This is a genomic window from Acinetobacter sp. EKM10A (assembly GCF_011075215.1).
GTDB lineage: Bacteria > Pseudomonadota > Gammaproteobacteria > Pseudomonadales > Moraxellaceae > Acinetobacter > Acinetobacter baumannii.
Map to the genome: position 1 here is coordinate 36443 of NZ_JAALLK010000013.1, position 19167 is coordinate 55609.

16 protein-coding genes are annotated in these 19167 nt (G+C 39.8%); 5 read left to right on the forward strand and 11 right to left on the reverse strand.

What is annotated here, in order from left to right; translation table 11 throughout:
- Positions 1-27 precede the first annotated feature (27 nt).
- From G9371_RS14825 to G9371_RS14845, 5 genes are all read right to left on the reverse strand, one after another.
- On the reverse strand, positions 28-1047 hold the full coding sequence (locus G9371_RS14825; protein WP_000498151.1) for a glycosyltransferase family 2 protein: 1020 nt from the start codon (positions 1045-1047) through the stop codon (positions 28-30).
- Positions 1048-1084: 37 nt separating this feature from the next.
- Positions 1085-2023 (reverse strand): glycosyltransferase, encoded by a 939-nt coding sequence (locus G9371_RS14830; RefSeq protein ID WP_001170031.1) that lies wholly within the window; start codon positions 2021-2023, stop codon positions 1085-1087.
- On the reverse strand, positions 2023-2241 hold the full coding sequence (locus G9371_RS14835) for a hypothetical protein (protein ID WP_001251491.1): 219 nt from the start codon (positions 2239-2241) through the stop codon (positions 2023-2025). The genes G9371_RS14830 and G9371_RS14835 overlap by 1 nt, the downstream gene beginning before the upstream one ends.
- 138 nt (positions 2242-2379) lie before the next feature.
- Positions 2380-4158, reverse strand: a complete 1779-nt coding sequence (gene aspS / locus G9371_RS14840) for an aspartate--tRNA ligase (RefSeq protein ID WP_000986451.1) — start codon at positions 4156-4158, stop codon at positions 2380-2382.
- A gap of 170 nt (positions 4159-4328) precedes the next feature.
- The gene (locus G9371_RS14845; RefSeq protein ID WP_001116939.1) at positions 4329-5093 is read right to left on the reverse strand and encodes a DUF4184 family protein; all 765 of its coding nucleotides are present in this window, start codon (positions 5091-5093) and stop codon (positions 4329-4331) included.
- A gap of 135 nt (positions 5094-5228) precedes the next feature.
- On the opposite strand from G9371_RS14845, the gene znuD reads away from it, so the two are divergent.
- On the forward strand, positions 5229-7304 hold the full coding sequence (gene znuD / locus G9371_RS14850) for a zinc piracy TonB-dependent receptor ZnuD (RefSeq protein ID WP_029424649.1): 2076 nt from the start codon (positions 5229-5231) through the stop codon (positions 7302-7304).
- 75 nt (positions 7305-7379) lie between these two features.
- Complete coding sequence (locus tag G9371_RS14855; protein ID WP_029424648.1) at positions 7380-8843, forward strand: phospholipase D family protein; 1464 nt, start codon at positions 7380-7382, stop codon at positions 8841-8843.
- Between the two features lie 194 nt (positions 8844-9037).
- Here G9371_RS14855 and G9371_RS14860 read toward each other — a convergent pair whose 3' ends face one another.
- On the reverse strand, positions 9038-9484 hold the full coding sequence (locus G9371_RS14860; RefSeq protein WP_001290060.1) for a hypothetical protein: 447 nt from the start codon (positions 9482-9484) through the stop codon (positions 9038-9040).
- 164 nt (positions 9485-9648) lie between these two features.
- Between G9371_RS14860 and G9371_RS14865 the strand changes: the two genes are divergently transcribed.
- On the forward strand, positions 9649-10032 hold the full coding sequence (locus G9371_RS14865; protein ID WP_000743009.1) for an RcnB family protein: 384 nt from the start codon (positions 9649-9651) through the stop codon (positions 10030-10032).
- A gap of 37 nt (positions 10033-10069) precedes the next feature.
- Here G9371_RS14865 and G9371_RS14870 read toward each other — a convergent pair whose 3' ends face one another.
- From G9371_RS14870 to G9371_RS14885, 4 genes are all read right to left on the reverse strand, one after another.
- Complete coding sequence (locus G9371_RS14870; protein ID WP_001113293.1) at positions 10070-10552, reverse strand: phosphate-starvation-inducible protein PsiE; 483 nt, start codon at positions 10550-10552, stop codon at positions 10070-10072.
- Between the two features lie 117 nt (positions 10553-10669).
- Positions 10670-12451, reverse strand: coding sequence for an acyl-CoA dehydrogenase C-terminal domain-containing protein (locus tag G9371_RS14875; protein ID WP_029424647.1), 1782 nt, complete (start codon positions 12449-12451; stop codon positions 10670-10672).
- 167 nt (positions 12452-12618) lie between these two features.
- Entirely contained in the window at positions 12619-14421 is a 1803-nt protein-coding gene (locus G9371_RS14880; protein ID WP_001136747.1) for an acyl-CoA dehydrogenase C-terminal domain-containing protein, read from the reverse strand.
- Positions 14422-14710: 289 nt separating this feature from the next.
- Positions 14711-15091, reverse strand: coding sequence for a hypothetical protein (locus G9371_RS14885; protein WP_000784267.1), 381 nt, complete (start codon positions 15089-15091; stop codon positions 14711-14713).
- Positions 15092-15222: 131 nt separating this feature from the next.
- On the opposite strand from G9371_RS14885, the gene baeS reads away from it, so the two are divergent.
- Both baeS and G9371_RS14895 read left to right on the forward strand, forming a co-directional pair.
- Entirely contained in the window at positions 15223-16881 is a 1659-nt protein-coding gene (gene baeS / locus G9371_RS14890) for a sensor histidine kinase efflux regulator BaeS (protein WP_032009412.1), read from the forward strand.
- 19 nt (positions 16882-16900) lie between these two features.
- Entirely contained in the window at positions 16901-17587 is a 687-nt protein-coding gene (locus G9371_RS14895) for a response regulator (RefSeq protein ID WP_000680577.1), read from the forward strand.
- 63 nt (positions 17588-17650) lie between these two features.
- Here G9371_RS14895 and G9371_RS14900 read toward each other — a convergent pair whose 3' ends face one another.
- Positions 17651-19093, reverse strand: coding sequence for a protein adenylyltransferase SelO (locus G9371_RS14900; protein ID WP_029424645.1), 1443 nt, complete (start codon positions 19091-19093; stop codon positions 17651-17653).
- Positions 19094-19167: the final 74 nt, after the last annotated feature.

The following is a 19167-nucleotide window of genomic DNA, read 5'->3' on the forward strand; positions in this document are numbered from 1 at the left end:
AAAAAGAGGAGTTTATCTCCTCTTTTTTTATCGAGGCTGTTTCAATATTATTTTATATGGTGCGACTAAACAGGTTGATAAAATGAACTGAATAAGTAATTTGAGTATGTAAAAAGGGACAACATAAAAAGGTAGAGTCTGTAGTGCAGTGATACTCGTTGGAATAATTCGATCATAATAGCGACGACGAATTGCCAAAGAAGCATTTTTTCTCAATTCTTTAGATAAGCTCTGCTGGTTAATACAGTAAGCCTTTTTGGCTTCTGGATGTGTCTTGGAATAGTCTTTTAAGAATTGAGACATGCTTTGGCGGAGCAAAATCACTTGCCGTCTTACTTCAAAATGATCTTTTTTCTTTTTGGCTTGGGCAATAACACTGGTGTCATGGTAGCGGAAATAATTTAAACACTCATGCGTAAAGAAGATGTCACCTTGCGATACGATTTTTGCCCAAATTTCCCAATCACCAATAAAGCGTAGACTTGGATTAGCTCCACCTACATCGAAATAAGTCTGTTTTTTAAAAATGACACCACTGGCATTTGGAATGGTGTTTTGAGCATTTAAAAATCTTTCGATATATTCGAGACCATTCATTTCAAAATCATTTTCAAATAATTTTGAATCAACTTGATCAGTAAAATCTTTCCATGAACCCGTGACTTCACCTTGTGCATTCATTCGATGAGATTGGCTGTAGGCAAGAACAAGCTTAGGATTTTTTTCAAAATGAGGGACTAATTTTTCCAAAAATTGTAAGTCGGCAACATCATCAGACTCTGCAATCCAGATCAGATCGCCTTTTGCTAGATGCATGCCTTTGTTCCATTGGCAAAATGTTGAGCCTGAATTTTGTTCATTGATGATGCAATGTGAAACTTTCGGATGGCTTTTGTATTTCGCTAAAATTTCGGCACTATGATCGGGTGATAGATCATCTAAAAGAATCACTTCAAATTGCGAATAGCTTTGGTTAAGAATGCTCTCAATTCTGTCTTCTAAATATTGGTCATGGTTATAACTTGGAACAATAACACTAACAAACACGTGAGGGTGGCCTATACAAAATTAAAAAAGCTAAAACTTAAGCTTGAAGCAATAAGTCAACGACGGTCTCTATCCTATTTTTATAAGTATGACTCTGTTGAACTTTATACATGGCTGCTTCAGCGCTGATTATTGGATCTTTTAACTTCAATTGCAATTCTTGCGGATTCTCAAATGAAATAATTTCATTTTTGATATCAAAAGCATAGTTTAGATCTTCAACATACTCGCTTACCAAAATACAACCACAAGCCGGAGCTTCGAAACAACGCATATTCATACCTTGACGAATATTTTTCTTGTTAATGACATTCAAGATGTAACGATGCGTTCTGTAGAGTTCGGCAACTTCAGTCAAAGGAATATTGTGAGGGTGAACAATACTGTTTGATTTGCTGAGTTTATCCCATCCTTTCCCATAGACAGTGAGGGGAAGGGGAATCTGTTCAATGAGCTCTTGTCGATCAGGCGACCATGCGCCTACAAATAAAAGACGATCATCTTTTTGTTCATTGCTAGAAAAGAAGACATTTGGATTATAAGCAAGAGGCAGATAAATGGCATGATTTAGTCCCATTGCTCTCGCATCTTCGATAAAGCTAGAATCGGTAAAGCAATATAAATCAATGACGTCTTTAGATTTTAATAAGCGTTCATCAAAAAAGTCACCAATCCAATGTGCTTTTTTGCATGGAAAGTCTGCCAAAACTTGCAGTAAATGATCATTAAAATAAAAAAGATCGGCAATGAGAATCAAATCTGGCTGAAACGTTTGCAGTTTCTTTTTGAGTAAATTTGCCGTATATATATCTTTGTTTGGTAATAGCTTTTTCAGAAACCGATCGGTGGTATTGTTATGATTTAAGGCAAAGCCTTGGATTTCATAATCAGGGCTTTGATGGGCAGCAGCAAGAATATTTTCGTACCACTGCAAAATACCGCTGCGTTTACCAATGATGAGCAGTTTCTTTTGCATTACTTTTTATCCGCATTACCTTTGAGCACCATATAAATCAGTGCAACAAAGATAAGTAATGCACCGACTAAACTGCTTACACAGAAATAAAGAATACGTTGGTTCGTCGTGAGGTTAAATAATTCATTCGCAAGGATGTAGCGCATGAAAAACCATTGTGCGAGGGAGAATACAATCACGACTAAAGCATGTCGTCGTACATCTGGGCGCATAGCCATAAAGCTGACCTCTAAATTAAAAGCTCCTTATTATGCCACTGACCAGCTTATTCGCAAAGCATAGCTTAGGTAAGTCGAATATATATCTTATTTCTAATAAAAAACCCTGCAATTGCAGGGTTTTTTATTAAAGAGCAATTAAGCTTCTTTCTTTTGTTGTTCACGTAAGCGGATGCCCAAGTCACGAAGCTGGTTTGCTTCAACAGGAGCTGGTGCTTGAGTAAGTGGACATTCAGCAGTTTTCGTTTTAGGGAACGCAATAACATCACGAATTGAAGTCGCGCCAGTCATAAGCATTACTAAACGGTCAAGACCAAATGCCAAACCACCGTGAGGAGGTGCGCCGTAACGAAGTGCATTGAGTAAGAAGCTGAATTTTTCTTCTGCTTCTTCATCAGAAATACCAAGCGCTTCAAAAATCGCTTTTTGCATTTCTAATGTGTAAATACGAAGTGAACCACCACCAACTTCAGTACCGTTCAATACCATGTCGTAAGCAACAGAAAGTGCTTCGCCTGGATTGCTCTTCACGTCTTCTACGCTAGATTTAGGTAATGTGAATGGATGGTGAACAGAAGTCCATTTGCCATCGTCAGTTTCTTCAAACATTGGGAAGTCAACAACCCAAAGTGGAGCCCACTCACAAGTCGCAAGGTTCAAGTCATGACCGATCTTGACACGAAGGGCACCCATTGCATCATTTACAATTTTAGCTTTATCCGCACCAAAGAATACGATATCGCCATTTTCAGCACCAACACGTTCAAGCAATTGCATTACGATTGGTTCGATGAATTTAACGATAGGAGATTGAAGGCCTTCAATTCCTTTTTCGATTTCATTAACTTTAATGTACGCTAAGCCTTTTGCACCGTAGATACCGACAAATTTAGTGTATTCGTCAATCTGACTACGTGTTAATGAACCTGCGCCTGGTACACGAAGTGCGGCAATACGGCCTTTAGGGTCTTTAGCTGGACCTGCAAATACTTTGAACTCAACTTCTTGCATTAAGTCTGCAACATCAACGAGTTTTAACGGAATACGCAAGTCTGGTTTGTCAGATGCATAATCACGCATTGCTTCGCTGTATGGCATACGGCGGAATTTTTCAAATTTTACGCCAAGCAAGTCGTTAAATAATTTAACAGTCATGCCTTCCATCAAATCCATAATGTCATCGTCGTTTAAGAATGATGTTTCAATGTCGATTTGAGTAAATTCAGGCTGACGGTCAGCACGTAAGTCTTCATCACGGAAACATTTCGCGATTTGGTAGTAGCGATCAATACCACCAACCATCAACAATTGTTTGAATAATTGTGGTGATTGTGGAAGTGCATAGAAGCTACCATTTTGTACTCGGCTTGGTACTAAATAGTCACGCGCACCTTCAGGGGTTGCACGAGTTAAAATCGGAGTTTCAACGTCTAAGAAACCATGATCGTCTAAATAGTTACGAATCAAGTTGGTTACTTTAGAACGGAAGCGTAAACGCTCTAACATTTCTGGACGACGGATGTCCAAGAAACGATATTTTAAACGGTGTTCTTCAGACACATTAATTGTGTCGTCATTTAATGGGAATGGTGGAGTTTCAGATGCAGCAAGAACTTCGATTTCTTTGCCTAAAACTTCGATTTGACCACTCACCATATTTGGGTTTTCAGTACCTTCATAACGGCGACGAACACGACCTGTAATTTTTAATACATATTCAGAACGTGCTTTATCTGCAGTTGCAAATGCTTCTGGAGTATCTGGGTCAATAACCACTTGAACGAGACCATCACGGTCACGCATATCAAGGAAAATAACACCGCCATGGTCACGGCGACGATGTACCCAACCGCATAATGTAACGGTCTGGTCGATTTGGGCTTCAGTTAAAGAGCCACAGTAATGAGTTCGCATCATGATGAAGATTATCCAAACTATATTGGCTGAAAAGACGGATGCGTAAACCGCGCACCGTCAAAAAAATAAGTTTTCGATTATGCCCTGTTGAATGGCATGCCACAAGAACTAGATCAAAAAACAGCTATAATTTAGCTAAAAATGAGCAATTTGGCAGCAAGTTTAGCTATTTAGCCCATTCTTTGTTGTCGATCTAAAAATAAGAATAATAGACATCCCAAACTAAAAGTACTTAACCAACCTTGCATAAACTCATTAATAGAGCGGCCAGTAAAATAATAGGTATCAGAATGCCAAACCTCATGGGGAATATAACGGGCATAGTCCCAAAATGAAAATAAGCCTAAAAGTGTAGATAAAGCAAATAAACACCAAGCAAAAATTTTAATTTTATAATTTACTTTCCAATGCTGTTTATGGCGCTGATAGTAATGAATACTCATCCAGCCTAAAAAAGGTAATGCCAGAGCAGAAGAACCAAGTTGAAGAAGGCGATGCAATGGATAAGGGCGGCCAAACAAGTGAACAGTTTGCGATAAAAAGTCTTGAAATATAAAAGTTCTAAAGTCTGAGTGGGTAAGCCCATCCCAAATGAGATGTGTTGCTATACCAATGAGTAGAGCAATTATGATTCCAATAAAAAAGCTAAAAAAATGTCTAAAAGAATCTAGTTTTAAATCGTGTTGGATACCAAAAAAACGGTAAACCACAGGTCGGTAAAGTAAGTACCAAATGACACAGAATAATAACCCTAATGCAAGATTAGGGTAGAAAAGCCCCTTCCATTGATGAGTCAGCATACCTGATTGCATTGTAAATAAGCGGTAAAGATCGGGCGTCATACTGCCAATTGCTAAGGCGGCAATGGGTAACGTATTTCGGCTCAATTTAGCAAGTGGAGGGGCGATAACTGCATGGGAGATTGTAAAAGGCATTAGAAAAGAAAGCTTCTCACATCATCAAAAACTTGAGTCTATCGAAACATGTCATTAACGAATGTTTTTTATTGCAAAACAACTGAAATGTTATAATATAACAAAACAAAAGGCGTACGATTAGAGACTCACCTCATGTTGTTCTATAAAAATATTTTGACCTTATCCATTTTGGCTGCCATATCTATACCTGTATTTGCAGCAGAAAATGAAAATGTTGAGAAGTTAGAAACTATCCGCATCAAGGCGCACCCCCTTGAGCAAACTTCAAAAGATTTTGCAGTCGCTGATACTGTAGTTGACCAAAAGCATTTGACTGAAGGGGCCGCCACTATTGGGGATGCGCTCAATAGTGAGGTGGGGATTTATGCGAATCAGTTTGGGGCTGGTTCAAGTCGTCCGGTGATTCGTGGCCAAGATGGACCACGTGTTAAAGTTCTTCAAAATTCATCTGAAAATGTGGATGTCTCAACTTTGTCTCCTGATCATGCTGTAACAGTAGATCCAGTTCTCGCAAAACAAGTTGAAGTGATTCGTGGACCCTCTACTTTATTGTTTGGTGCGGGAACTGTTGGTGGTTTAGTCAACGTTATTGATAACAAGATCCCTACACAAATGCCTGAAAATGGTTATGAAGGACAAGTTGGCTTACGTTACAACACTGGAAGTGATGAAAAGCTGGCGAGTGCTGGTGTAACTGTAGGGTTGGGAAGCCAAGTTGCGTTACGTGTTGAGGGGTTAACACGTGATGCGAATAACTATATTGCACCAAACTATATTCATGAAGGTGAAAAAGAGCGCCGTGTAGACAATACCTTTGCACAAGGTGATTCAGTGAATGTGGGGTTGTCTTGGATTTATGATCGCGGTTATACGGGTATTTCGTATAGTAACCGTCGAGACCAGTATGGTTTACCGGGGCATAGCCATGAATATGAAACCTGTAGCGCTCATTTAATAGGTAGACCACATTTACATTGTGATGCTCATGAGCATGATCATGAAGAGGGTGAAGAGGCTCATGCCCATGAAGAACATGAGCACGAACATGGCGGCCCATGGATTGACTTAAAATCTGAGCGTTATGATTTTAAAACCGAGTTAAATGATCCATTTGCAGGCTTCCAAAAGTTACGTGCCCAAGCGAGCTATACAGATTATCAGCATGATGAAATTGAAGAAGGGACAATCGCGACTCGATTCCAAAACAAAGGTTATGATGGGCGTATTGAGTTAGTCCATAACCCTATTGCAAGTTGGGAAGGGGTAATTGGTACCCAGTTAGGCCAACAAAAACTAAATTTAACTGGTGAAGAAGCATTTATGGCACCGACCACTACCAAAAAGTGGAGTGTTTTTGCTTTAGAACACAAACAATGGAAGGATGTTCATTTTGAACTTTCTGCTCGTGCAGATCAGCAAGAAATCGATGTAGATGATAACTCTAAACAAGATTTTGACGGTTCTGCTTTTTCCTATGCAGGCGCTGCTAACTGGGAGTTTGCGCCAAATTATAAGCTTTCATTTGTAGCATCACACCAAGAGCGTCTGCCTCTTGCTCAAGAGTTGTATGCAAATGGTGCCCATTTTGCGACCAATACTTATGAGTTAGGAAATGATCAACTCAGTAAGGAAAAATCAAATAATGTTGAGTTAGGTTTGCATTATGATCATGACAAACTCGATTATCATCTTCATGTTTACCATAACTGGTTTGATGACTACATCTATGCGCAAACCCTTGACCGTTATAAAGACTTCCGTTTAGTTCAATACACTCAAGATAAAGCTCGTTTCTATGGTGCAGAGGGTGAAATTGGTTATCAAATTACGCCAATGTACAAGATCAGTGCTTTTGGCGATTACGTGCGCGGTAAGATTGATGCCGAGGGCAATGCTCCTCGTATTCCGGCTGGGCGTTTAGGTACTAAAGTTGATGCAGATTTTGGTGACGGTTTTAGTGGTTCTGCTGAGTACTATCATGTCTTTAATCAAGATAAGATTGCGGCTTATGAAACCGAAACAGAAGGCTACAACATGCTCAATTTAGGGGTAGCATACTCTGGACAATATGGTGCAAAAACAGATTATCGCGTTTATTTAAAAGCGAATAACTTGTTAGATGACACGGTTTATCAACATGCGTCGTTCTTATCAAATATCCCGCAAGTTGGACGTAACTTTACCGTCGGTGTAGATTTTAGTTTCTAAGGCTTCAACACGAAACTAAACTTGAAAAATCAAGCCAAAAGACCTAATTTGAAACTATCAAGTTAGGTCTTTTTTATGCGTATTTTTCAGCGAATTCATCAAAAGTTAAATTGGTCAGGACGTCGTTATATGGCGGTCATACTTTGCGTTGTTGCTATTGCATATCTTGCATCGGCAATTTATCACACAGTGAAACCATTGCCGCAAGGAATTAACTTTAGTGGCAAGCTCAGACATGCCGATGTTAAATTTTTAGCCGATAAAACGTATATTGATGCGAATGGGCAACAACAGGTTGATCAGCACATCTTTGATGAAATCTTGAAAATGATTGATGAAGCAAAAACCACAATTGTGGTGGATATGTTCTTATTTAATTCAGAAGTAGGGGATTCAAATCTAAAGCAAAGACCATTGATGCAAGAGCTCACTGATGCACTAATTAGTAAAAAAAGACAAAACCGTCAAATTCAGGTTGTTATGATTACCGACCCGATTAATTCGGTATATGGTGGTCTAAGCCCTGAACACTACCGTCAATTACGCCAAGCTGGTGTTGATGTCATCGAAACGAATCTGGCACCTTTACGTGCTTCTAACCCATTCTGGTCGGGGTTTTGGTACATCTGTTGCCAAAATATTGGTAATAATCCAGAGAAAGGTTGGTTACCCAACCCATTTGGCGATGAAAAAATTACGCTACGTAGTTATTTGAACTTATTTAACTTTAAAGCAAACCATCGTAAAACTGTTGTCGTTGATACCGATGCGGGTTGGAAGTCATTGGTGACCTCAGCAAATCCGCATGATGGTAGTTCGCGCCATTCTAATGTGGCATTGGTGGTAAATGGAGCCACAGCTGCTGATGTACTCCAAACCGAAGCTGCTGTTGCGCAAATGTCAGGAAGTAGTTCACCATCACTTATATTAGGCGATTTTGAAAAAGACGTTAGCAAGCCTCAAGTTCAGGTGTTAACTGAAGGGGCAATCTTTGAAGCTGTATTAAAATTAATTAATACGGCTAAACCTAAAGAACATCTTGATTTAAGTATGTTCTATTTATCTGAACGTAAGATTATTAAAGCTCTAAAAAGTGCCCAAGAACGTGGCGTTATTGTTCGTGTTTTACTCGATCCAAATAAAGATGCGTTTGGTAGACAAAAGAATGGTATCCCAAACCGTCAAGTAGCTTCAGAGTTACATGCTGCTGGCATTCCAATTCGTTGGTGTGATACTCATGGCGAGCAGAACCATAGCAAAATGATCTTGAAATATAATGCTCAACAAGCTGAGTTAATTGTAGGATCTGCCAATTTTACAGCCCGTAATTTAAAAAATTATAACCTTGAAACGGATATGTTGGTTGTAGGCAAAGTTCAAGATCAAGTCTTTAAAGACGCTCAGAATTACTTCAATACCTCTTGGTCAAACCTACAAGGTAGACAGATGAGCGTGGACTATGCGAAGTATGCCGATGAGTCTAAAGTGAAGTATTGGATTTATCGTTTTATGGAATGGTCAGGTTTATCGACTTTTTAATTACTATCTTGAAGTTTTCCAAAAAGTAGCAAGGTGATTGGCGACATGAATGTCACCGTTTCACTGTGTTGCAGGGAAGCAACATCAGTGAAACAAAGGTTTTTGTCACTTTTGACCTCTCAAAAGTGAAGCATTAGCTTATACAAAAGACATTTAAATATTATTTTAAGTAAGGGCTGTGCCATAAGTCCGAGTTAAGCAGTAGGCGGAATCAACTGATCCAAAGCCTTATCATCTAACTTCTCTATTTCACTCAAATCCGTCTTAATTTTCCACTGCGACTCATCATCTACAGGATTCGGCAAACGCGCTTCAAGCCAATCACAAACCACATCTGGAGAAAACTCAGGGTGATTACACTGAATAACCCATGATAAAAAATCTTTTGCTTCACCATTCATGTAAGGTGGTGGAGACACAGGAAAGAATAAAGTAGGTAAACGCTCATTCGTCGACAGGTAATTTAAAACATGCCCGAGTTCTTGAACGGTTTGCCATGCGAGAGGGTGTTCTACATCAATACTGAACTTAAACCACCAAGCGTGTTCGCCATCTGCTCCATGAGCCATGATACGGGCTTCTTGTACACTTGGAACTTTGCAGAAAAATTGATGAAGACGTTCAAAACTAATTTCAGACACAGCAATTGACCTAGCTTGAAAAATGCTAATGGTAGCACAGATACAGATTCTTCATATTTTCTTTATAGTCATTACAAACAATATCAATCAAAGCCATTTTATTCATGGTTTCTCCTTGACTCTCTCTTAATCTAGCTTCAGATCAAGATAAAAAGGAATACTCCATGAAAAAGCCTATTGTTCTCGTACTTTCAACATTAATGTTGGGTATGTCGGCAACTGCGATGGCCGATTCAAATCATCGTTGGGATAACTATCACGGTAAAGACCATAATCGCTATGAACAGCGTCATGATTATCGTTATGACCACCGCAATGATCATAGAGCTCCTGTTTGGTCACACTCTGAGCGTGGCAACCATTATGGCCGATATGTAGCCTTTAAGCGCGGTGATCGTATTCCTGTGGAATACCGTAATAGCCGTTATTATGTCTCAGACTGGCGTGCACATCGCTTATATGCACCACCACGTGGATACCACTGGGTGAAGACTCCTAACCAATACTTATTGGTTGACTCGAAACATCACATTTATCGAGTTCGTTAAACGTAAAATAAAAAATGGCCCGCTTAGGGCCATTTTTTTATGCCAACTCGTCATCTTGCGGTTGGGGCGTTTTTAACGAAGTAGGCGTTTTTGAATGTTTTTCTTTCATAACAGATGGGTAGTGCCAAGAAGCAAAACGGACAACTAAAATAGAGAGGGCTAAAATAAGAATTGAGCCAGTAATAATGACTTGATCAAGGTCGGCTTTATGGTCATGTTGGATATCAGAAATCAGTAAACGTGTTAGGGCTGTAATGGCGACATAAATAAGAAAGCGTACAGGCATATGATTGGTTTTAAAGTAAATTCCAACCATTGCCCCAAGTTCTAGGTAAATAAATAACAATAAGATGTCATCGATTGATGCATATTTTTTGACGGTCAAAATTTCAAAAACGGTATGAGCAGCAGACCAAGCAATCATACAGCCTATAATAAATAAGGCTAAATAATGAAAAGCCTCAACAGCATAATGTCCAAACCGATCAAGGGTTCTTTCAAACTTTTTGGGATCAGGCATAGTAAAATCTTTTTTGATATGAGAATGTTTAGAAATTAAACAAATTTTGTGCCAATGGAAATAGTAAATACAAAATAAAAACGCCTGATTATTCAGGCGTTTTTTATTGAAATTTAATTACGCTTGGTTTGTAAAGTAATCTTCACTAAAGCCCATAATTAAGTCTGAACCTGCTTTGATTTTAGCAATACGTGCATCAATATCTGGCAAGATACGTTCAACAAAGTATTGAGCCAATGCAAGTTTGTTTTGGTAGAAATCACCAGACTTATCTTTAGCAGCGGCAGCAATTTTTGCAAACATATAAGAGAAGCTGAGTAGACCCACTGCATGTAAGTAATCAACAGCAGCAGAGTTCGGGAACTCTACGTTCTCTGCAGCTTGCTCAATAATAAACTGAGTGATTGCTTCGATTTCAGTTGCAGCATCTAAAGTTGCATCTTTAATGAAGTTCAAATCAGTGTCTAAGTCATTTGCAAAGTCACGAATTTCATTGATGTATTCAGCAATGAATGCACCGCCACATTTAATGGTTTTACGACCAATTAAATCTTGAGATTGAACGCCGTTAGTTCCTTCGTAGATTTGAGCAATACGAAGATCACGGATACATTGCTCCATACCCCATTCACGAATATAACCGTGACCACCAAATACCATTTGAGCATCTAATGTCGCTTGGAAGGCTGTATCTGTGAGGTAAGCTTTTGCAATTGGGGTTAAAAGCGCAACACGGTCATTGGCTTTTTTCACGGCTTCTGCATCAGTTGAGAATTTAGTGATATCGAGCTGCTGGCCTACATAAACTGCAAAGGCACGAGAAGCTTCGTTGTTTGCACGTACATTTAACAACATACGACGTACATCGCCGTGGACTAAAATGCTATCAGCAGGTTTGCTTGGTGACTGAACACCAGCGGCACTGCGGCCTTGTAAACGGTCAGTCGCGTATTGAGCAGCATTTTGATATGCAAATTCAGATGCACCTAAACCTTGAATACCCATTGATAAACGTTCGTAGTTCATCATCACGAACATGGCAGCAAGGCCTTCGTTTTCTTTACCAACGAGGTAACCTTTCGCACCGTCAAAGTTCATCACACAAGTTGCAGATGCTTTGATCCCCATCTTATGTTCAATAGAGCCTGGGCCAACGTGGTTACGGTCGCCTAAAGAACCATCTTCATTTACAAGGTATTTTGGTACGATAAATAACGAGATACCGCGTGAACCAGCAGGGGCATCTGGAGTTTTAGCAAGTACCAAGTGAATGATGTTTTCCGCTAAATCGTTGTCACCACCTGTAATGAAGATTTTAGTACCTGTAATGTTATAAGTACCATCTTCATTGCGCTCGGCTTTAGTTTTGATAATACCTAAGTCAGTACCGGCATGTGGTTCAGTCAAACACATGGTACCTGACCATTCACCTGAATAAATCTTAGGTAAATACGTTTCTTTTTGCTCTTGAGATGCGTAGCTGCTTAAAGCCATACCTGCACCCACTGAAAGAAGCGGGTAAAGCATGAAAGATGGATTTGTCGCGAATAACATTTCATCGGCAAGAACGGTAAGCATTTTTGGCATGCCTTGACCGCCCCATTCTTCATCTGCACCTAAGCCAATCCAACCACCTTCTGCATATTGACGAAATGCATCTTTAAAGCCAGCAGGAGTAAAGACTTCGCCGTTTTCGTAGCGAGCGCCTTCTTCATCACCAGTACGGTTTAATGGATGAGTCACGTTCTGAGCAAATTTAGCCATTTCTTCTAAAATTGCTTCAGCTGTTGCAGCATCTACATGAGCGAGTTTCTCATTAGCCTGCCAAAATTGTTCTGCTTTAAATACATCATTTAAGATGAATTTCATATCAGCTAAAGGAGCATTGTAAATTGGCATAATCGTTCACCTTTTTTGTGCACATCGGCCTGTGCTAGATATCCTGTAAAACGAAATGGATATTGAATTTAAAATCTAAATTTATCATTGATTTTATAAAAAAAGGACCGTCAAAACTGAGCAGTCCTTTTTTGGTTTTTAACATTGCATATCGCAACTAACTATGATTAGAAAGCGAAATGTTCAGCATCTAATGCCATCAATGGGTCTAAACCACCTGCGATAACGTCTACATGAGAGCGTACACGCGGTAAAATTTTCTTGAAGTAGAAGCGAGCAGTAGTTACTTTCGCATTGTAGAAATCAACATCGGTTGTACCCGCAGCTAATTTCTCTTGTGCTACAAGCGCCATACGAGCCCATAGATAAGCTAAAGTAACGTAACCAGAGAAGTAGAGGTAATCTACAGCCGCTGCACCTACTTCATCCGGATTTTGCATTGCACGCATACCGATTTGCATAGTGAGGTCGCCCCATTCTTTGTTCAGCGCAGCAAGTGGCTCAACAAATTCTTTCATGGCAGGATTGTCTTTATTTGCTTCTACAAACTTGTGAACAATCTTAGTGAAATCACGAAGCATTGCACCTTGAGTTTGTAAAACTTTACGGCCTAACAAGTCCAGTGCTTGAATTTCAGTTGTACCTTCATACAAGCAAGCAATACGTGTATCACGTACGATTTGCTCCATGCCATGCTCAGAAATGAAGCCATGACCACCGAACACTTGAACACCGTGCTTAGCAGATTCAGAACCTGTTTCAGTTAAGAATGCTTTTGCAATTGGAGTCAATAAAGACAAGATGTTGTCAGCAAACTTACGCTCTTCTTCAGTTTCGCCTTTTTCAACGATATCTGCATATTGAGCAAGTAAGTACACAAGTGCACGACCACCTTCAGCAAACGCTTTTTGAGTTAAAAGCATGTTACGAACGGCAGGGTGAACGATAATTGGATCTGCTTCTTTTTCTGGAGCTTTAGGACCAGAAAGTGAACGCATAGCTAAACGTTCTTTCGCGTAAGTTAAAGCACCTTGAAAAGAAGACTCAGATGCAGATAAACCTTGAACCGCAGTACCAATACGTGCTGTGTTCATGAAGGTGAACATACAGTTCAAACCACGGTTTTCAGGGCCAATTAAATAACCTTTTGCTTGGTCAAAGTTAATGACACAAGTCGCGTTACCGTGAATACCCATTTTGTGTTCGATTGAACCACAACGTACGGCATTACGTTCGCCTAGAGTTCCGTCTGCATTGACATTGAACTTAGGAACTATGAATAACGAAATCCCTTTAGTCCCTTTTGGTGCGCCTGGTAGACGAGCAAGAACGATATGGATAATGTTTTCAGCCATGTCGTGTTCACCAGCAGAGATAAAGATTTTCTCGCCAGAGATTGCATAGCTACCATCTGCATTTGGTTCTGCTTTAGTACGGATAATACCTAAGTCTGAACCTGCATGAGATTCAGTTAAACACATGGTACCTGTCCAAACACCTGAAACAAGGTTTGGTAAGTAAGTATTTTTTTGCTCTTCAGAACCGTGATGTTCTAATGTACGTACTGCACCGTGAGACAAACCAGGGTACATACCCCATGCCCAGTTAGAGCTACCTACCATTTCTGAAATTGCGATACCTAAAGAGTTAGGTAAGCCTTGACCACCGTATTGTTCTTCTGCTGATAAAGACGGGAAGCCAAGTTCGATGTATTTTTGATAAGCTTCTTTAAAGCCTGTTGGTGTAGTTACAACACCATCATTCCAAGTACAACCTTCACGGTCGCCAACTTGGTTTAAAGGAGAAAGTTCATTTTCACAGAAGTCTGCCGCAGCTTCTAAATATTGATCAACCAATTCACGGCTTACGTTACCTTGAAAGTCAGGTAATTTTGCATAGTGTTCTTCAGCATTTAATAATTCATGCAAAACGAATTGCATATCACGTAAGGGCGCTTTGTATTGTGGCATATCGGGTTCCTCAATACTGGTGAAACCAGAGTTATAATCCTAATCTACGATAATGTGCCATAAGGCACCTTGAACTATTACATCGTGCAACAACTTGCATAACTGTACAAGCACCTCGGGGCCTTTACTTTGTGACTGCAAAGTCAAGAAAAAAATACTTGAACTATGTAAGTGCTTTGAGTGTAAACACTTTTGATGAAGTTTAGATGAGACAAATAGTCAAAATCGTAAATAGTTATGTATAAACAAAAGGCGCCTTCTGGCGCCTTTTGTTTTATTATTTTTAGAATTATTTTGCTTGAGATGCTACTGGAGCAGGTGCATTGACTGGTGGTTGAGGACGTTTTGGCTCAAAGCGGAGGTTACATGTACCTTCAAGTGTTTTATCTCCAACTTGAACATTGACAGTTTGTCCAACAGCTTTACCTTCACATGCTTTTTGAATTTGCTCAAAACGAGCTTTACGCTCTGCACGGTGTTGTTCCCATGCTGCTTTTTGTTCAGGCGTAAATTCACGGTGTTTCATACGATGGTGGTGACCATCACGTGGGCCATCTTGCATCATGCCATGTTCTGGCTTAGGTGGTTGAGTTGTTGATTGACAAGCAGCCAAACTACCCATAGTTACAATTGCTGCACTGAATAATGCAATTTTAGCCGTCATTTTCATGGTTAAAACCCTTTAATGTTTGTTTTAAGATGACTTAAAGATTAGATAATAAAGATGAAGAAACAATGGAGAGTTTTTCTTTTCGTTGTTGGTTACAATGCAAAATATAGAGTAAAAATGAGAGAGTGCTTTTGAACGTTCTACGTGTTCCCATAGCCTTGCGGTTATTTTTAACGGTTTTGCTTACCACGCTGTTAATTGCAACTGCGAGTTTGAGTGTTCTGCACTGGACGATGCAAAAGAACTTTGCCAAATATGTAGCCGATGTTGAAATGCAAAAGCTAGATCGGCTTATTACTAATCTGGGAAATGTATATACCGTTTATCATGATTGGGGGAATGCGATTCAGGCGCAAATCTTACAAATTGAAGGAACGGCAGCACCAGATGATTATGACCGTCTTTCCCAGTGGTGGTTACGCCGCCAATATGATATTGCCATTCAGCAGCATTCTTTCGATGAACACACTCTCATTAATATTTCTCCAGATGCGGGAACGGTAAATAAGAACTCTATTTTTAGTGATGAAGAACTACGTACACTTGAGCAAAACTTACCTTCGGAATATCAACCGTTTGAAGGTTTAAGATTCCCGCTAAGTGCAAACCAGTTTCGTCCAAGCGATGATAAAAACAAATCAAAAAAAGGAAGCCTTAAAGACATTGAGACGCAAAATGGTAAGAAGCGTTTTATTGCTTTACCAGACCGGCTGGGCTTAAGTTCTCGTTTATCTTTATATGATGCCAAACACCAGTTCGTAGTCGGTGAACCTCCATCTTCGGATCAGATGTCTTATCGCCCAATTATGGTTAATAGTCAGGTCGTGGGTTATTTAGGTCTAAAACCAGTTTTAGATAAAGAAGATGCTTTAAGTATTAATTTCTTCAGTAATCAAAAGCGCTATTTACTTTTAATTTATGCCTTAACATTACTGTCGAGTTTAGTTGCAGCACTTTTAATGGCAACTTATTTTAAAAAGCCAATTCAGCGTCTATTAAATGCAACAAATGAGTTAACAAAAGGTAATTATCAACACCAAGTTGTGATTAAACGAAATGATGAGTTAGGTGATTTATCTACTCAATTAAATCATTTAGCTGAAATTTTACATCAGCATGAAGAATCACGACGTCAATGGGTTGCAGATACCTCTCATGAATTGAAAACTCCATTGGCTGTTTTGCAAGCGCAGATTGAAGCGATGCAAGATGGTATCCGAAAGGCAACACCTGAACATCTTGATGCCATGATGCGACAAGTTTCGAGTTTAAAAAAATTGACACAAGATTTGGCAGACTTGGCTCAGGCTGATGCTCAACAACTTAAATGTTATTTGAGTTCGGTTAATCCTTGGGAAGTTATACTGCAAGAAGTCGAAAATTTCAGACCTAAACTCGAACAAGCAGGGTTAGAAATTGAGGTGGAAGGTGAAGGCACTTCTTTATTGTTAGACCGTGATCGATTTAAACAAATTATTGTTAACTTGATCGGTAATAGTATTCGCTATACCGAAACAGGTGGAAAGATTCATATTCATACAAATCAAACGCCTCAGGAGTGGACTTTATATGTTGATGACAGTCCATTTGGTTTAAGTGATGAGCAATTATCACGTTTAGGTGAACGTTTTTATCGTGTCGATGATTCGCGTACGCGTAGTACAGGTGGAACAGGACTAGGCTTAGCTTTATCTTGTAAAATTGCGCAGGCGCTTGGTGGTACACTCAGTTTTGAACACTCACCATTAGGTGGTTTACGTTGTGTACTGACCTTTAAAAAGCAGAGTTAAATAAAAGGAAAAATGGCCCATGAAACATATTATGTTGGTTGAGGATGAAGTCGAGTTAGCGCATCTGGTGCGTGATTATCTTGAGGCTGCTGGATTCGAAGTAAGCATGTTTCATGATGGTCAGGATGCTTACACGAGCTTTCAACAACGTAAACCTAATTTAATGATTCTGGACTTAATGGTTCCAAGAATGGATGGTTTAACGATTTGCCGTAAGGTACGTGAACAGTCAGATTTACCGATTATTATGGTGACGGCACGTACTGAAGAAATTGATCGTGTCTTGGGCCTAAACATGGGGGCAGATGATTATGTGTGCAAACCTTTTAGTCCAAAAGAACTGGTTGCTCGTGTGCAGGCCGTTTTACGTCGTTTAGAACGTAAGGCTGAGCCAGAGCAAAATGATTCTTTCCGTATTGATAAAGCACAGCAAAGAATTTGGTATCAACAAAAATCTTTAAGTTTAACGCCAACAGAATTTCGCCTACTTGAGTTATTTTTAGAACATGTGGGGCAAGTTTATTCACGTGCACAATTATTAGATCATATTAATCCGGATAGCTTTGATGTTGCCGACCGAGTTATTGATAGCCATATTAAAAACTTGCGTCGAAAAATCACGGAAGTGGCCGAAACTGGTAACCGTCATGAGTGGATTCAAGCTGTTTATGGAGTAGGTTACCGCTTCGAATATCCAGAAGAATAATTGCTTAGAAAAGTTATGCTGTGGATAACCACAATGTTATCCACAGAAAATGTGGATAAAAAATTAAGAAGAACAGCTCACCGCGACATCAGGTACATCGCTTGGTAACGGACTTAAATCTTCCGCTTTTTCCAAATCTGGTTGTCTTGTATAGGGATGGTTGAGTAGCTTAAATAAGCGGTCAACCTCACTAAAATCATCTCGCTCCGCTGCCTCAATAGCTCGCTGTGCCATATGGTTACGTAAGATATAAATTGGATTTACCTGCTGCATGTTTGCATCAAACTCATCAATATCTTGATATTCACGGATGTTTTGATACTGCGTAAGGAATGCATCAAATTGTCGAATATCAAGGCAGTCATCACGTAAAGCTTTGTATTCTTTATTTTGAAGGCGAATGAAGCTTTGGGTGTAATCGAGCTGCTCCGCTTGCAGAATACGCAAAAAGCTTAAGCCGCATTCAGTACTGTCTTTATGAAAATGAGGAAGCCCCATTTTTTGACACAACCCAGTGGTGTAATGCTCAATAAAAGTCGGCTCAAATTCTTCTAGGCAAGCGGCCAACGCTTCTTTGAACTGCTCTTTATGCTCAGGTTCGGCAAGTGGAATAAGATTATTTAACCAAGTCCATAAATTCCAGTGCGCAATACTCGGTTGGTTTTGATAGGTGTAACGCCCTTGGTAATCGGAATGGTTGTTAATCCAATTTGGTCGGAAACGTTCCATAAAACCGTATGGACCAAAATCGAGTGTAGAACCCGTAATATTTAAGTTATCGGTATTCATCACACCATGAGCAAAACCGACCAGCTGCCATTTGGCGATCATAATGGCTGTATTTCTAATCACAGCTTTAGCAAAAGCTAAAATAGGCTGCTCTTCTTGTTGGCATTCTGGATAGTGCCATTCAATACATTTTTGAGTGAACTCGGCCAATAGCTCAGGTGCATATTGATTGATCCATTCAAAATGGCCTAAACGGATATGACATTCAGATGTTCTAAGTAACATTGCGCCAGGTTCTAGCTTTTCACGCTGTACACCTTGAGTGGAGCTTGTAAAACCTACTGCGTGGCTAGAAGCCACCCCTAAAGCATTTAAAGCATGTCCTGCTAAATATTCACGAATAACAGAGCGTAAAACTGCTCGCCCATCTCCCATACGCGAATAGGGCGTGGGGCCTGCACCTTTTAAATGTAAATCTATAGTTTGGCCTTTTTTATTAAGAATCTGCGCAATGAGTAAGCCACGTCCGTCGCCTAGTTGACCGGCCCATTGCCCAAACTGATGGCCTGCATACACCATAGCCAAAGGCGGGAATTCCGAGAAGGTACGCTGACCACTGCAAATTTCAACCCAAGCCTGTTTTTCTTCATCTGTCCATTGTAACTCTTCGGCTAAAGCTAAATTAAAGTGTCCAGCCTTTGCACCACGAAGCGGAGAAGGTTGCTGGATATGAAAAAGCTTAGGATTGAGCGATGAATAAAGCGGATTAAATTGCATAGGCTGGACTAAATATTTGAGGCAAAATTCACTATACCATAGTTAAAAACAAGCCAAAAAAATAGCACCTGCAA

Excerpts from the sequence above, each read along its gene's own strand:
- G9371_RS14845 (WP_001116939.1), bottom strand. The coding sequence starts at position 5,093 with ATGCCTTTTACAATCTCCCATGCAGTTATCGCCCCTCCACTTGCTAAA.
- G9371_RS14835 (WP_001251491.1), bottom strand. The coding sequence starts at position 2,241 with ATGGCTATGCGCCCAGATGTACGACGACATGCTTTAGTCGTGATTGTA.
- G9371_RS14830 (WP_001170031.1), bottom strand. The coding sequence starts at position 2,023 with ATGCAAAAGAAACTGCTCATCATTGGTAAACGCAGCGGTATTTTGCAG.
- G9371_RS14900 (WP_029424645.1), bottom strand. The coding sequence starts at position 19,093 with ATGCAATTTAATCCGCTTTATTCATCGCTCAATCCTAAGCTTTTTCAT.
- G9371_RS14865 (WP_000743009.1), top strand. The coding sequence starts at position 9,649 with ATGAAAAAGCCTATTGTTCTCGTACTTTCAACATTAATGTTGGGTATG.
- G9371_RS14895 (WP_000680577.1), top strand. The coding sequence starts at position 16,901 with ATGAAACATATTATGTTGGTTGAGGATGAAGTCGAGTTAGCGCATCTG.
- G9371_RS14875 (WP_029424647.1), bottom strand. The coding sequence starts at position 12,451 with ATGCCAATTTACAATGCTCCTTTAGCTGATATGAAATTCATCTTAAAT.
- G9371_RS14880 (WP_001136747.1), bottom strand. The coding sequence starts at position 14,421 with ATGCCACAATACAAAGCGCCCTTACGTGATATGCAATTCGTTTTGCAT.
- G9371_RS14870 (WP_001113293.1), bottom strand. The coding sequence starts at position 10,552 with ATGCCTGATCCCAAAAAGTTTGAAAGAACCCTTGATCGGTTTGGACAT.
- G9371_RS14855 (WP_029424648.1), top strand. The coding sequence starts at position 7,380 with ATGCGTATTTTTCAGCGAATTCATCAAAAGTTAAATTGGTCAGGACGT.
- G9371_RS14885 (WP_000784267.1), bottom strand. The coding sequence starts at position 15,091 with ATGAAAATGACGGCTAAAATTGCATTATTCAGTGCAGCAATTGTAACT.
- znuD (WP_029424649.1), top strand. The coding sequence starts at position 5,229 with ATGTTGTTCTATAAAAATATTTTGACCTTATCCATTTTGGCTGCCATA.
- aspS (WP_000986451.1), bottom strand. The coding sequence starts at position 4,158 with ATGATGCGAACTCATTACTGTGGCTCTTTAACTGAAGCCCAAATCGAC.